Origin of the sequence: Parabacteroides caeci, from assembly GCF_023656795.1 — a bacterium.
Lineage (GTDB): Bacteria > Bacteroidota > Bacteroidia > Bacteroidales > Tannerellaceae > Parabacteroides > Parabacteroides segnis.
Window position 1 is genome coordinate 65,155 of the sequence record NZ_JAMOKT010000004.1, and the last position, 13,815, is coordinate 78,969.

The following is a 13,815-nucleotide window of genomic DNA, read 5'->3' on the forward strand; positions in this document are numbered from 1 at the left end:
TTATAAAGTAGAAATGATGAAAAAGATTTTAACTGTATTCTTTCTTGCCTGCTTATCTTGTGCGGCAATGGCACAGGATAATGTGATTGATGAGATTGTGTGGGTGGTAGGAGATGATGCTATTTTACGTTCGGACGTAGAAACGCAGCGTTTGTATATGCAAAACGAAGGCGAACGTCTGGATGGTGATCCTTATTGTGTGATTCCGGAACGGATAGCGATACAGAAACTGTACCTGAACCAGGCGAAGATAGACAGTATCGAGGCCAGCGAAAGCCAGGTGATACAGCAAGCTGACCAGTGGATAACCTGGGCAATCAACCAGATCGGATCAAGGGAAAAAGTAGAGGAATATTTCGGAAAGAAAATCTCACAGATCAGGGATGAACAGAAGGAAAAGTTCCGTGAACAGCAGATCGTTTCAGAAATGCAGCGCAAACTGATCGGGGAGATCAAGATGACTCCTTCTGAAATACGTAAATTTTATAATCAGTTGTCGAAAGACAGTCTGCCGACTATCCCGACAACAGTGGAAGTTCAGATCATAACGATCGAGCCGAAGATCCCGTTTGATGTGACGGATGCTATCAAAGCACGACTGCGTGATTTTACGGAACAGATCAACAGCGGTAAGATGGAGTTCTCTACGTTGGCCCGTCTGTATTCCGAAGATCCTGCTTCAGCTGCCCGTGGCGGTGAGATGGGATTTATGAGTAAGACTGACCTTGTGCCGGAGTTTGCCAATGTGGCATTCAACCTGTCTGATCCGAAACGTGTATCACAGGTTGTGCAGACTGAATATGGATATCATATCATCCAGCTGATCGAGAAACGCGGTAACCGTATCAACTGCCGTCATATCCTGTTAAGACCGAAAGTGTCAGAAAAGGAATTGACGGAAGCGACTGCCCGCATGGACTCATTATATGCTGACTTGCAGGCAAACAAATTCTCGTTTGAGGAAGCTGCAACATTCGTTTCATATGATAAGGATACCCGTAACAACAAAGGGTTGATGGTTAACCAGAATCATGAAGGAAACAATTTCGGTACTCCGAAGTTTGAAATGCAGGAACTTCCTCAGGAAGTCGGTAAAGTGGTTTACAACATGCAGGTGGGTGAGATCTCCAAACCGTTTACTATGATTTCCAACAAACAGAAGGAAGTGGTTGCCATTGTTAAATTGAAATCCCGTACAGATCAACATAAGGCGAATCTTTCTGATGACTTCCAGGCAATGAAGAATATGGTGGAACAACAGAAAAGAGAAGAATTGTTGGATGAGTGGATTAAGAAAAAGCAAAAAACTACGTATGTCCGTATTGCCGAAGGATGGCGTAACTGCGATTTCAAATATCCGGGTTGGGTTAAAGAATGAAGATTGTAAAAAAGTTTTTTCTTACAGGACTGCTTTGTCTGCTGGCTGTTTGTGTTTTTGCACAAACGCAGGATTCCATATCCGTCAAGCAGGGAGAGACTCTTACAGCCGATACGGTCACGACTAAAAAGACACTGGTTTATCTGCTGCATGCCGATACTGTATCCTATGATAAGGAAGTGATGAAGGCTGATGCACAGTTTCTGGAGGGAAATGTCAGTTTCCGGCACGATAGTTCGTATATGTATTGCGACAGTGCATACTTTTTTGAGGCGACTAATTCGCTGGAAGCTTTCAGTAATGTCCGTATGGAACAAGGAGATACTTTGTTTGTATACGGCAATTACCTGTTTTATGACGGGGATACCCAGATTGCTTATCTGCGTGAAAATGTCCGGATGGAGAACGGGCAGGTAACGCTTTTTACCGATAGTTTGAACTATGAGCGTATTCCCGATATCGGTTATTATTTTGACGGTGGTTTGATCGTTGACTCGCTGAATCAGTTGTCCTCTTTCTACGGTCAATATTCTCCGGGTACGAAACTGGCTATATTTAATGATAGTGTGCGTCTGGAGAATCCGAATTTTACACTCTATTCGGATACGCTTCATTACGATACCGAATCGAAGATTGCAACAATACTGGGGCCTTCCATCATTGTTTCAGACAGCGGAACGATACACTCTTCCCGCGGATGGTACAATACGGAAGCTAACACTTCGCTGTTGCTCGACCGTTCCGAAGTTTATTCGGGCAACAGGGTCCTGATCGGTGATTCTATATCATATGACCAGGATGCCGGTTTCGGTGAAGCCTTCGGGAATATGTGTTTGCAGGATACGGCTCAGAAAGTAATGCTGGAGGGACAGTACGGTTTTTATAACGAGCGGACGGAATATGCGTTTGCAACCGACAGTGCCCGTTTCCTTGAATATTCGCAGGGCGACACGTTATATCTGCATGCCGATACGCTGGAAATGATGTCGATCGATTCGACGGCCCGCGAAATAAAGGCATTTTATGGTGTGCGTTTCTATCGCACCGATATGCAGGGTGTTTGCGATTCCATGCAGTTTAATACGCGTGATTCCATATTATATATGTATAGGGATCCGATTCTGTGGAATGAGCAGTACCAGATATCCGGTGATACGATAGTTATCTATATGAATGACAGTACGATCGATTATGCACATGTGATACAATATGCATTTGCAGTGCAGCATCTCGATTCGACTTATTATAATCAATTGAAAGGGAATGACCTGAAAGCATATTTTGAAGGTCAGGCTGTCCGGCAGATCGATGTCGAAGGGAATGCGGAATCCATCTTCTATCCGTTGGATAACGGTGCGATGATCGGTTTGAATGAAACCAAGAGCGGATTCCTGACAATTTGGGTGAAAGACAATGCGTTGGAACGGCTGAAGATATGGCCCAGTCCGCAGGGAAGTCTTACCCCCATACCCGATCTGAAGCCGGAACAGAAAACACTGAAAGATTTTTATTGGTTTGATTACTTGCGTCCGAAAAATAAAGATGATATTTATCAGGTAGTGAAGAGGAGAGTCGAAGACGCACCGGTTCGAAGCAATAAGTTTAAGCACGAGCAATAGCATTTATTATTAAATTTGTTGAGTTATGGCACTTTTCTCATTTTATAATGTACGTAAACCCCGGCAGTTCAATCATAAACCTATTTATTGGGATCCCCATAAAGAGGCGTTGGAAGAACGTGTGCGTAAAATGAAACGCGAGATGGGCATGGAAGAATCGTTGGAAGATTACAAGCCGCAGATCAAAGGAACTTTTATTGAGGGTACTTCGCATCTGAAGAAAAGCCTTGACAGAGGCGACGATGTGCGTAGCCGTAAATATAAGAGTGCAAAACTGATCGTGGGGATCGCAGTCCTGGGTGCTTTACTCTGGTTTTTGTTTTGGTCATGAGCGATATAATTCATTTATTACCCGATAGTATAGCCAATCAGATAGCGGCCGGTGAAGTCATTCAACGGCCTGCTTCCGTTGTAAAGGAACTGGTTGAAAATGCGATCGATGCCGGAGCCGCACATATCCAGGTGAACATTAAGGATGCCGGGCGTACATTGATCCAGGTGGTCGATGACGGGAAAGGTATGTCTGAGACAGATGCCCGCATGGCATTTGAACGGCATGCTACTTCCAAGATCTCTTCGGCCGAAGATCTGTTTTCCCTCCATACGATGGGATTTCGCGGAGAGGCGCTGGCTTCTATCGCTGCGGTTGCCCATGTGGAACTGCGTACCCGTTTGAGAGGTACTGAGTTGGGTACGAAGCTATCCATCGCCGGTTCCACATTGGAAGATATTAGCCCCGATGCTTGTACAGAGGGAAGTATTTTTTCGATCAAGAACCTATTCTTTAACGTACCCGCGCGACGTAAATTCCTGAAATCGAATGAAACGGAGTTCCGTAATATAATCAATGAATTTGAACGTATCGCCTTGGTCAACCCGCAGGTAGCCCTGGTGTTGAACCACAATGATACCGAGATATTTAATTTACCGGAGTCAGGTCTCCGCCAACGTATTATAAATGTATATGGCAAGAACCTGAACCAGAAGTTGCTTTCAATGGATGCACAAAGCTCGCTGGTCACTATTTCCGGTTTTGTAGGTCGCCCGGACTCTGCCAAAAAGCGTGGTGCACTGCAATATTTCTTCGTGAACGGACGTTTCATGAAGCATCCCTATTTCCATAAGGCCGTTATGCAGGCTTATGAACAGTTGATCCCTCCCGGTGAACAACCCAATTATTTTATCTATTTCACGCTTGATCCTTCTACGATCGATGTAAATATCCACCCGACTAAGACCGAGATCAAGTTTGAGAACGAGCAGCCTATCTGGCAGATACTGATGGCGGCAACCCGTGAGGCGCTGGCAAAGTCGAGTGCTATCCCTACTATTGATTTTGATGTGGAAGATGCGATAGACATCCCGGTTTACAATCCGGTCAAAGAACCGGACGGATTTAGAGCACCGACTGTGCAGCTTGATTCGGGTTATAATCCCTTCAAGGCATCTTCTGCCCCGTCTTCTAATTCTCCGTCTTCGCCATCCCCTTCGTCTTCCGGGAAGTCGGAGTTCGACTGGTCGCAACTCTATCAGGGGTTTGAAAGCGACCGTGATGCCGTGCGTAAAGATTTGGAAATGATGGGAGAGGTGATTGAGACGGATGTTGATGAGAAGCCGGAACCGGTAGCTTCTGTTGTTGGAGGCGAAGCCCTGTTTGCCGAAACGACTACTCCATGCTATCAGTACAAAGGTCGTTATATCGTTACTTCACTGAAGTCCGGCCTGGCCCTGATCGACCAGTACAGGGCGCATGTGCGTATCTTGTTCGACCAGTATCTGAATAATATGCGACAGCAGAAAGGTGCATCGCAGCAGGTTCTTTTCCCCGAGATCATCGAGTTCACGGCAGCAGAAGCCGCTGTCTTGCCTGTTCTGCTGGAAGATATGCGTTTTATCGGTTTCGACTTGTCGAATCTGGGAAATAACAGTTATGCGATCAACGGTCTGCCTGCCGGACTTGAGAATGTAGACCAGTTGGTTCTGATAAAGGATATTGTCAACCGTGCTATCGAGACAGGATGTGAAGTACATGAAGAGATTTGTGAAGCAATCGCTTTGTCTCTGGCAAAAGCTTCAGCCATCCGTCCGGGTAAAACATTGTCTGCCGACGAGATGGATCACCTGATCGCAACCTTGTTCTCCTGTCCGGATTCCAACCTGACCCCCGACGGAAAGACGATCATTTCCATGCTGACTGACGAAGAACTGGAGAAACGGTTCAGATAAGAAGAGCATATCATTTTTATTTCTATATTTGTGTTTCCTTACTTAAATTGAAATACAATGTGGAGACCAATGTATCATCTTTTTTCCCTTGTGGGAATTCTTTTACTGTTTGCTGCATGTAATCAGTCGCATATCGACCGGAAAGTCTTGGTAGACCGGCATCGTATCGTAACGGCTAAGACGAACCCGGTTAGTCCGGCCCAGGTCGGGAACGGGGAGTTTGCGTTCGGTGTGGATATCACAGGTTTACAGACCTTTGTCCCATTCAATACAATGGCACAATGGAGTTGGCATAGTTTTCCGTTGCCTGAAGGTAAGCACGTTGAAGATTTTGAAAAGCCAGTTATCGATACTTATGGAAAGCCGGTGCCTTACGATATTCCTAATCCCCGGCAACCTGAATTATCAAATTGGCTGGCAGCTAATCCCCATCGTTTTAATCTGGGACGTATTGGTTTTAGATTACTTCGTCCGGACGGTTCGGAAGCTGTCGCGGAAGATTTGTCTGATACGCGCCAGGAGGTAGATATGTGGACAGGTATCATTCACAGTTTTTTTATACTGGACGGAATACCCGTATCTGTTAAAACTGCCTGTCATCCTTCTTTGGACGCGGTTGGTGTCACTGTTGAGAGTCAGTTGGTCCGGGAAGGAAAACTTACCGTTTTTCTGGATTTCCCTTATGCAGAAGACGGGCAGATGAAAGATTATGTGGGAACTTATGACAGGCCGGAGGCTCACAGGTCGGTCATTAAAGAGCAAAAAGATAAAACGGTATCGATTGCCAGGGAGATGGATGATGTCTCTTATTATACATCCCTGCATTGGGATACTCCTGCCTCTTTTATAAAATCAGGAGCGGATTCATCCCATCGTTTTGAACTACGTCCGGAAAATACGGAAAAGCTGTCTTTTACTTGTCTTTTCTCCCGTAAGAAAGCGGATGATATTCCTGTTGTCGCTGATGTTTTTGATGAAAGTGCCCGCGAATGGCAAAGTTTCTGGCAGTCGGGAGCGGTCATCGATTTGTCCGGCAGTAAAGATCCGCGTTGGATAGAGTTGGAGCGCAGGATCGTTTTGTCGCAGTATCTGATGAAAGTGAATGAAGCCGGGTCGTTGCCTCCGCAGGAAAGCGGGTTGGTGAATAACGGATGGTATGGTCGTTTCCATTTTGAGATGATATGGTGGCATGGCGTGCATTATGCATTGTGGAATCGGTGGCCATTACTGGAGAAAAGTTTGACTGTTTATCAGAACTATCTGTCGACATCACGGGAACGTGCCGGGCGTCAGGGGTATAAAGGTGCCCGTTGGCCTAAATGTACCGCCGATTTTGACCGGGAATGGCCTCATATAATACATGCAACTTTGATTTGGCAGCAACCGCATCCAATTTATTTTGCCGATCTTGATTACCGGTTGCATCCAACCCGTGAAACATTGGAAAAATGGGAACCGATTATAACTGCTACGGCAGATTTTATGGCGGATTATGCTTATTATGACGAGGCGCAGGACCGTTATGTGCTCGGACCTCCCGTCTTCATTGTTTCTGAGAATACGGTTCCCGAGACAACAATAAATCCTGCATTTGAACTGGGATACTGGCGTTACGGATTGCGTATGGCTGCCGAATGGCGTAAGCGTTTGTCGCTTCCGGTCGATGCGAAGTGGGAGGATGTTTTGGCAAAACTGGCATCATTACCCGTGGAAGACGGACTATACGTTACCCATGAAGGTATCCGGAATATGTGGTCGGATTTTGCATTTGAGCATCCGGCGTTGATCGGTACTTACGGAATGTTGCCGGGTGATGGTGTGAATGCGGAAATACTTGCCCGGACTTTGGATAAAATAACTTCAACCTGGAATTTTGACCGTACATGGGGATGGGATTTCCCTATGCTGGCAATGGCGGCTGCCCGCTGTGGCAAACCGGAGCAGGCTGTTGACTTTCTGCTTCATCCGGCCGGAGGATTTCAATTTGATGAACATGGACTGGCAACAGGCGGTCCATTTCCTTACCTTCCCTCCAACGGAGCTTTGCTGACCGCAGTAGCCATGATGGCGGCTGGTTGGGACGGCTCGACAGGTGAAACTCCGGGATTTCCTTGCGATGGAAGCTGGGTAGTCAAAACGGAGGGCTTTCTTCCTATGCCGTAGTTTTTAATGTAGTCGTTTAGTGATTACCGTATATTTATAAAACGATTATTTCAGCTTTCAGCCACCTTTCAGCCTTGTAAAACAACCTGTTTGGCTGAAGGGTGGCTGATTAGCCTTATTTTCTGTAGTTCCCGGGCACAGGTACATAAATCGGGAATCTATCCAATCCTTCTTTCTTTAATTTCCCGGCTTTTACCATTTCTGTCAGACGACGATTGGCTGTCCCTTTCGTAAATCTGCAAACTTGCTGGAACTCCAGGCGGGTGATATATTCATGGGTTGAGAAATAGATGGTTAATAAGTTGTCAATTTCTGTTTCCGAGCGACTTTTCGAATGATTTTTATGTACTGCCCTGACAAACCGGGTGGTACTCAATTCCTTTTTTAACGCTTTTTCCGGACGGAACGCCACCGACTTGAACTGGATGGATTCGGCCCGTATCTCTTTCGGATCTTTTATAGGCGGACATTGCAGTGTCATTTCCAGATAACCCAGTCCTTTGATATGTATTCTTTTCCCTTGTTTCAGATTGCGGATGATCGCTTTGCTTAACATGGTTATAGTTGCTTCTACATCACCGGTTGTCAGGCTGCTGGCATCGTGTATCTCTTCTGAGAGCATTTCGGTAGTGATAACTCCTCGCGGCACAATCCGGGCATGCAGGCGTGGTTTGCGGTTACTCCCTTTCGGTATGGGGTTTTTATAGAAGTCGTATTCTGCTGACATATTCTTGCTTGTTTAATGAATAACTCCTGTTTAAATGCTTGCCTATTCATCGCTTGACAATTGTAGGGCGTAAGACTTACAAGTGTAAGGCTATTGCTTAACAGATGTGGTTCTTACGCCCTACAACTGTGGAGTGATTATTGAATGACTACAAAGGTAACAGTTGTATATGACTTAAGCAATACTTTTTGCCTACTTTTCCGGTAGATGAGATTGTTGGAAAATAGTAGTCTGTTAATTTGTAAAACCTTGATATACGGTATTATATTCGCTGAAAATAACTAAAAAAAACGAATATGAATGCGATTAAAAATCTTATTGAAAAGCTGTGTGACCTGGTGATGCACGGACGGTTTTCGGATGAAACGGAAGTGATAGCAAATGCAGTATCGGAGGTGATGCCGGTAGTGGCAACAAAAGAGCTACCGGAAAAACAACCGGCAATGATACCGGAAGTGCCGGTTGTGAATAATGCAGGTAATGTTGTGCCCCTTGCAGCAACGGATACCTCTTTGCAAAAAACGACCCGGACGATGATGGCGATGGAGCAATTTCTGGGTGAACAGTACGATCTCCGTTTCAACAAGCTGACGTCGGAGACGGAATTCAGGAAACGGAATCTTTCCGGAACCTGCTTCCAGCCTGTGGGGCAGCGCGAGTTGAACAGTTTCTGTATAGAAGCACGAAAGCAAGGGATAGATTGTTGGGACAGGGATGTGTCGCGTTATGTGTTTTCTGATAGCATTCCTGAATATCATCCGTTCCGCCTATATATGGATGAGTTACCGGACTGGGATAGGACTGACCGGATCGATAGTCTGGCACGCAGGGTTTCTTCTGTTCCGTTGTGGGTAAAATGTTTTCATCGCTGGTTGTTGGGGATGGCGGCGCAATGGTTGGAGACAGACCGTCTGCATGCAAACAGTGTATCGCCGGTGTTAGTCAGTCGTACACAGGGAAAACAGAAGTCTACGTTTTGTAAATTATTGCTTCCCCGTGAGTTGCAGAGGTATTATACGGACAGCTACGATCTGTCCGCCCAATCAGCGGCAGAATGTAAGCTAACGGAATTCGGCTTGATCAATATGGATGAATTTGATAAGTTTACTCCTCGCAAGATGGCATTGTTGAAGAACCTGATGCAGGTTGTCAATCCATGTGTTCGCAAAGCACACCAGAAAAATTACCGTCCGTTACCCCGTGTCGCATCTTTCATCGCAACGTCGAATCAGAAAGAGTTGCTGACCGATCCAACCGGAAGTCGTCGGTTCCTGTGTGTTGAAATAGAAAATAAAATAGACTGTTCTCCGCTTGATTATCGTCAGCTTTATGCTCAACTGAAAGCCGAATTACTGGCGGGCGAACGGTATTGGTTTACTTCTGAAGAGGAAGCGGAGATCATGGCGGCCAACGAATCGTATTACAAGCATCCTGTCGAAGAAGATGTGTTTAGGAGTTGTTTTCGTCCGGCCGGATATGGTGAGAAGGCATTGATGCTTTCTGCTGCGGAGATTTTCCTGCGGTTGAAAAAGTATAATCCGGCAGCTATGCGCTCGGTGTCGGCAGGTAATTTCGGAAAGTTCCTTTCTTCACTGGGGATTGAACGGAAACATACCGAATCCGGTAATTTTTATAGGGTGGTAGCACTGGCTTAGAATGGTCTTTTAAGGTGGAAAAAGGACCAATTAACATTTGACTCTGAAAAATGGGGAAAATGAAGTTGGATAAGAGAAAGATTCTTGATAAATCATCTTTCATTGTTTTGGCTTGATAGTCAGTGTGATATATCGGATGAAACCTGAAAGGTGATTTGTTGTATTATATATGTACACGTACATTAATATATTATTAAATGCTGAATTAACATTTGGAATTGTTTTAGAAATTGCAACTATAATATATTGATATATAGGAAGTTTGTCTGATGATTTTTAAAAAAAACAGTGACTAAATTAAAGGTCCCTTTTTTCTCGTCATTATTTAGGAGGGTAGATAACTTCGTAATGAGAAGACGCATTTTTGTACTAATCTTAGTATCTAGTTGATAAGAAAGAAGATAGAAAAGATAATTTTTGCTCAAAAAGGATTGTAGGTTCAAAAGGAATTATTACTTTTGTTGACGAGAAAAAAGGGACGTTTAATCTAGTCATTAACATTTGAGCGTCCGAAGGAATATAGAACATTACGAACATTAGTATTAATATTAAATTTAGAATTATGAACAAAAAGTTTTCTACTTTACTTGTTGGCGCTCTGCTGACTTCAAGTGTTGGGGCTTTTGCACAGACTACGGTGCACACCAATCCCAATACTGTAGGTAATGACATCAAACTTCGTCCTACAGCTACAGCTTCTGCTGCGGTAGGTGCTGATGTCGCTAACTTCAAAGGTGCACAGTATTATCAGTTGGCAAATGATGGCGGTCAGGTTTTGATCCAGTCTCGTGATTACACAACAGGTAAGTTAAGTTTGAAGTTTGTAGATGCGGCTGACGCTCCTATCAATGCTTCTTTGTGGAAGATTGATGTGACCGGTGATAAAATAAGCGGTTACAGTTTCACGTACACAAACCTGGAAACGGGTTTCCCTATTTCTTATGATGCTAAAAAGGCATTGGCGTTTGATGCTGCTACTTATGTTGCTGATCTGGCCGCTGCTCCTGCTTCAACCTTGGAAGGTTGTGTAAGTAACTGGACTTGGTATAATACGGACGACAACGGTGATACCGACTTTGCTAATCAGGCTACTTATTCTTATTTTACATCAGACTCTGTAGTTGTTTGGGCTGATAAGAGTGGTGAGTTTGTTGCTGTAAAAGCCAAAAAGACTGACTTGAACAATGCGACACTGACAAATACGCTTGTTCCATTTAGACCCGTTTTAGCCGGTGCTATTACTTTAAAAGCAAACGATCTGAATAATTTGGTAGACTTCCAGTATGGTGACTCTGCTCGTTTCTCTATGAATCCGGGTCCTAAAAATGGAACAACAGCTCTTTCAGAAGTATTGACAAAATACAACTTTAAAGCGATTGATGCTGATCAATATACAGTAAATGGTTTTACTGGCGGTACAGCAAATTATGTTGTGTTAGAAAACAAAGTAGCAGGACTTCTAATGGTTGATACAGTGTTCCATAATGAAGGTTTGCCTTCTTTGACTCCGTTGAAAATAGCAGTGAAGAAATTTGCTACTGTAACAAAAAGTGATGGAACAGCATCTAATTTGACTGCAACTGATTTATCTAAACGTTATCAGTTCCAGGTAACTTATTATCCTTCAGTTGACAGCTTGAACTTTGCAGTGCTGGAAGGTGGAGCCTATAAAATAACTGATGCAGAAAAGAATGCAGGTACTACTTGGGCTGATGCCGCTGCTTTAGTTCCAGGTGATGCTGATACACAAGATGCTGTATTGAAACTGGTTTATCTGACTCCGACTCATACTGAATTTACTGCTGGTAAAGCATATGTTGAAGGTGATAAATACGGAACAGACGGTACAATCTTCACAAAAATCAATTTTGCAGATCGTGAATTTGATGGAACTTACCTGACTCGTTATACTCCGGCTGAAGGTCTGTATTTTATTAAGAAAGATGCTACCGGAAAGTATGTTGTTTGCAATTTCAGCGGTACAATGATGTATGATGTTGAAAGTGGTGATCTTGTTAAAACTCAGGATTATAACAATATGCCGGCTACAATGTGGGTAGTTCGTAGCACTGGTTGTTCTACTGTAGCTATTACAAATCGTGAATATGCTAAAGCAAGTGATGTATTTGAAGGTCAGTTGTATGTAGATGCAGAAAATGGTATCTATTTCATTGATGACAATCAGAATAGTGCAACAATGGCTAACAAGTTCAACTATGCAGACTATCTGGCATTTACTCCGGTTGAGAATGAAGTAGCAAAAACTAGTTTGTATCATGGTTACAAACACATTTCTTCTGATTTGTTGACTATCAAGAAATTCTATCTGGGATATAACCTGTTCGCTGATCAGGATCTGTATCTGAATGTAACAGGTGATAAGAACTTTGCTCCTTCAAAAGATCAGTCTACTTATTATGAACTGGAAGAAGTAGTAGATGCAACTAAGACTGAATTTAATTTCGGTACAGGTGCTGGTGTTGCTGGTTTGCCTCAGTTGAAGAGAACTGCTTATAAACTGAAAGTAAAGGATGCTAATCTGGTAGATAATGACAAAGTATATGTTTACTTAATTTCTGAAAAAGGAAAGAATCCTTATTATAAAGCTATGACTAGCAAGCAGATTGCAGCTTTACCTGCAGGTTCTAGCGCTAAAGAAGCTCATTTCTACTTGAAGTCTGATCAGATAAGAGGTGCTGCTAACGAAGAATGTTATGTATTGATTGACATCTATAACGGAACAACAAACGAAACAGGTAATGGTTATGTTCAGGCTCATTGTGAAGATGAAGTTGGAGCATTAAGCTACATGAATCTGGATAATATCGCAACAGAGAGAGCTTCTGCTTTTACTTTAGATGATGCTGATGTAGTATTATATCGCACTATCGCTGAAGCTAAGACAGCTAAGATCTTCCGTCAGAGAGGTACTGCTAAAGAATATCTGTATGAAGATGGAAATAATAAGGTAAATGCTCCTGCTTTTGTAAAAGACTTCGGTTATCTGGGTCTGACAGCAGAAGGTATCATACCGGAAGGTGAAGCTACTACAACTGCTATGTATGCTCAATATGTAAAAGCATCTAACGATATTATGCCTCAGTATTTGTTTGCTGTTGATACTGCTACAGTAGCAGATGCAAAATGGTGTGCAACCGGCGAACACGGATATGTTAAAGAAGGTGATGCTCATAGTGATCATACTGTAGATTATATTGGTTATTTGGCTGGTAGATTCATGGTTAATTTGACAGACTCTATCGAAGGTAATACCGGAATGTTGAATAATGCTGATAAATTCAAATATGCAGGTTATGACCGTCTTGGCTTTGTTGAAGCTATCTATCGTGTAGAAAACGGAACCGAATATTTGTATATCCTGAAAGGTGGTAATACACTGAAAGGCTTACAGGCAGAATATGGTGTAGTTGCTCCGGAAACATTTGCTGATGCAACTGTATTCGATAAGAAAAAATTGGATGGCAAACACGCTAATTATGCATTCTCTCTGCGTTTGATCAACGAAGATCCTGAAAAAGATTTCTTAATCGAATCTAAGGGTGAAGGCTCAGCAATCGGTTCTTTCAAAGGTGCTTGGGTAAAGGTACAGAATTCTTGTCCAGTATTGGCTAAGTTCACCACAACAGGTTCTGATCATGCTGATGAAGCTGGTACAATCGAAGAATTGATCAACAACGCTCAGATCTTCAATATTGAAGAAGGTCTTGATGAAGTAGCTACAGGTAACGAAGGTATTGATGCTCCGGCTACAATTTCTGTAATTGCAGAAAACGGTGCAATCAGAGTTCTGAATGCTGCAGGTAAGACTGTAACAGTATCTAATGTATTAGGTCAGACTATAGCTAGTACAGTGGCAACATCTGATGATGCAAAGATTAACATACCGGCAGGTCTTGTGGTTGTCGCTGTTGACGGTGAAGCTGCAGTTAAAGCAATCGTTAAATAATAACGTGGTAAAATAAAATAGAGAAGGGCAGCATGTCTGTTCTTCTCTATCTTAATAAGAATTTATAATCAAAATAATTT

At 43.3% G+C, this 13,815-nt stretch carries 8 protein-coding genes; 7 read left to right on the top strand and 1 reads right to left on the bottom strand.

Going from position 1 to position 13,815, the window contains the following annotated elements; genetic code table 11:
- Positions 1–13: 13 nt before the first annotated feature.
- From NBH15_RS03070 to NBH15_RS03090, 5 genes are read left to right on the top strand one after another with little or no spacing between them, the layout of a single operon-like run.
- Complete coding sequence (locus NBH15_RS03070) at positions 14–1,378, top strand: peptidylprolyl isomerase (protein ID WP_250821964.1); 1,365 nt, start codon at positions 14–16, stop codon at positions 1,376–1,378.
- Positions 1,375–2,997, top strand: coding sequence for an OstA-like protein (locus NBH15_RS03075; protein ID WP_128133256.1), 1,623 nt, complete (start codon positions 1,375–1,377; stop codon positions 2,995–2,997). The genes NBH15_RS03070 and NBH15_RS03075 overlap by 4 nt, the downstream gene beginning before the upstream one ends.
- 25 nt (positions 2,998–3,022) lie before the next feature.
- Positions 3,023–3,328: a hypothetical protein gene (locus NBH15_RS03080; protein ID WP_128133255.1), complete on the top strand. Its 306-nt coding sequence runs from the start codon at positions 3,023–3,025 to the stop codon at positions 3,326–3,328.
- Positions 3,325–5,223, top strand: a complete 1,899-nt coding sequence (mutL, locus tag NBH15_RS03085; RefSeq protein ID WP_244050691.1) for a DNA mismatch repair endonuclease MutL — start codon at positions 3,325–3,327, stop codon at positions 5,221–5,223. The genes NBH15_RS03080 and mutL overlap by 4 nt, the downstream gene beginning before the upstream one ends.
- A 57-nt stretch (positions 5,224–5,280) precedes the next feature.
- Positions 5,281–7,386, top strand: coding sequence for a glycoside hydrolase family 65 protein (locus NBH15_RS03090; protein WP_250821965.1), 2,106 nt, complete (start codon positions 5,281–5,283; stop codon positions 7,384–7,386).
- Between the two features lie 115 nt (positions 7,387–7,501).
- Here NBH15_RS03090 and NBH15_RS03095 read toward each other — a convergent pair whose 3' ends face one another.
- Complete coding sequence (locus NBH15_RS03095; RefSeq protein WP_128133254.1) at positions 7,502–8,113, bottom strand: HU family DNA-binding protein; 612 nt, start codon at positions 8,111–8,113, stop codon at positions 7,502–7,504.
- A gap of 296 nt (positions 8,114–8,409) precedes the next feature.
- Between NBH15_RS03095 and NBH15_RS03100 the strand changes: the two genes are divergently transcribed.
- Complete coding sequence (locus NBH15_RS03100; protein ID WP_128133253.1) at positions 8,410–9,768, top strand: VapE domain-containing protein; 1,359 nt, start codon at positions 8,410–8,412, stop codon at positions 9,766–9,768.
- Between the two features lie 562 nt (positions 9,769–10,330).
- Positions 10,331–13,735, top strand: coding sequence for a DUF6383 domain-containing protein (locus NBH15_RS03105; protein WP_250821966.1), 3,405 nt, complete (start codon positions 10,331–10,333; stop codon positions 13,733–13,735).
- Positions 13,736–13,815: the final 80 nt, after the last annotated feature.

Bases quoted from the DNA above. Each gene is read 5' to 3' on its own strand.
- NBH15_RS03080 (WP_128133255.1), top strand. From the start codon at position 3,023: ATGGCACTTTTCTCATTTTATAATGTACGTAAACCCCGGCAGTTCAAT.
- NBH15_RS03070 (WP_250821964.1), top strand. From the start codon at position 14: ATGATGAAAAAGATTTTAACTGTATTCTTTCTTGCCTGCTTATCTTGT.
- NBH15_RS03100 (WP_128133253.1), top strand. From the start codon at position 8,410: ATGAATGCGATTAAAAATCTTATTGAAAAGCTGTGTGACCTGGTGATG.
- NBH15_RS03075 (WP_128133256.1), top strand. From the start codon at position 1,375: ATGAAGATTGTAAAAAAGTTTTTTCTTACAGGACTGCTTTGTCTGCTG.
- mutL (WP_244050691.1), top strand. From the start codon at position 3,325: ATGAGCGATATAATTCATTTATTACCCGATAGTATAGCCAATCAGATA.
- NBH15_RS03105 (WP_250821966.1), top strand. From the start codon at position 10,331: ATGAACAAAAAGTTTTCTACTTTACTTGTTGGCGCTCTGCTGACTTCA.
- NBH15_RS03095 (WP_128133254.1), bottom strand. From the start codon at position 8,113: ATGTCAGCAGAATACGACTTCTATAAAAACCCCATACCGAAAGGGAGT.
- NBH15_RS03090 (WP_250821965.1), top strand. From the start codon at position 5,281: ATGTGGAGACCAATGTATCATCTTTTTTCCCTTGTGGGAATTCTTTTA.